This window comes from Pseudomonas edaphica (assembly GCF_005863185.1).
Taxonomy (GTDB): domain Bacteria; phylum Pseudomonadota; class Gammaproteobacteria; order Pseudomonadales; family Pseudomonadaceae; genus Aquipseudomonas; species Aquipseudomonas edaphica.
The window spans coordinates 1-1,169 of sequence record NZ_VBVZ01001010.1 but is presented as its reverse complement, the minus strand read 5'-3'; the positions used below and the strand labels follow the sequence as shown (position 1 = coordinate 1,169).

At 61.3% G+C, this 1,169-nt stretch carries 1 protein-coding gene; it reads right to left on the bottom strand.

Annotated elements, in window-relative coordinates; translation table 11 throughout:
• Nucleotides 1–85: 85 nt before the first annotated feature.
• Nucleotides 86–1,081 (bottom strand): hydrolase, encoded by a 996-nt coding sequence (locus FEM54_RS32890; RefSeq protein ID WP_099550329.1) that lies wholly within the window; start codon nucleotides 1,079–1,081, stop codon nucleotides 86–88.
• Nucleotides 1,082–1,169: the final 88 nt, after the last annotated feature.

The window sequence follows — 1,169 nt, the reverse complement described above, 5'->3', positions numbered from 1 at the left end:
ATAGCATCACCTCGGTTCAACTGAACGACCGAGGTGTCTGCATCGCAGGCAAGCCAGCTCCCACACAAACCAGCTCCCACATTTTTTAACCGTGTTGTGTCAGTAACCACTGCGGAATACGGCGCTCCAGGTAGTAACTGGGGCGTTTCAACGTCCCATCCACAAACCCCACATGCCCACCCTTGGCCAACAACTCAAACTCGGTGCAATCCGACAGTTCACTGGCCTCGGGCAGGCTGTGAGCAAACACGAACGGGTCATCGGCGGCCTGGATAATCAGGGTTGGCGTGCGGATTTCGCCCAAGTAGTAACGGCTCGAGGCGCGACGATAATAGTCCTCGGCACTGAGGAACCCGTGCAACGGTGCGGTCACCCGGCCGTCGAAGTCCCAGAACGTGCGCATTTTCTCCAATGAGCCCAGGGCTTCCAGGGTTTTCAGCCCTTCGGCCCGGCCATCTTTCACAAAGCGGCTTTGCTTGACGCGGATATACGCCAACATCTCGCGCATGAAGTGCTTCTGGTACACCCGCGAAAAGCCCAGCCCGATACGGTCAGCGCACTGGTCCAGTCGAAACGGCACCGACACCGCCGCTGCGCCTTGCAGCCCGGACGTCTCGCCGGTTTCGCCCAGGTGCTTGAGCAGCACATTTGCGCCCAACGAATAACCCACCGCATACAGCGGCGCCAAGGGTCGTTTGGCATGCAGATGTGCAATCGCCGCCGCCAGGTCTTCACTGGCACCGGAGTGATAGCTGCGTGCCAACAGGTTTGGCTCGCCCGAGCACCCACGCCAATTCAAGGCGGCGCTGGCCCAGCCTTGAGCTGCGAGGGCTTTTTGCAGCCCGGCCACATAAGGCGAGTTGGACGAGCCGGTCAGCCCGTGTAGCACCAGCACCAGCGGCGCCTGCGCGTCATGGGGGCCATGCCAGTCGAGGTCGAGAAAGTCGCCGTCGTCCAGCCACAGGCGTTCGCGTTGGCGTTCGATATGGGTGGTAGGGCGCCACAGCGGCCCCCACAGGGTTTGCAAGTGGGGGTTGCCGAGGCCGAAGGCGGGTTTGAACAGCTCAGAGGACGGGATCATGAAACTCTCGGTAGCAAGCGAGCTTACTGTGGCATGCGAGCTTGTTGTGGCGAGCAGGCTTGCCCTGCGTTGGGCTGCGAAGCAGCCC

What these genes read in the sequence shown, in the direction of transcription:
- FEM54_RS32890 (WP_099550329.1), bottom strand. Translation starts at nt 1,081, where the DNA reads ATGATCCCGTCCTCTGAGCTGTTCAAACCCGCCTTCGGCCTCGGCAAC.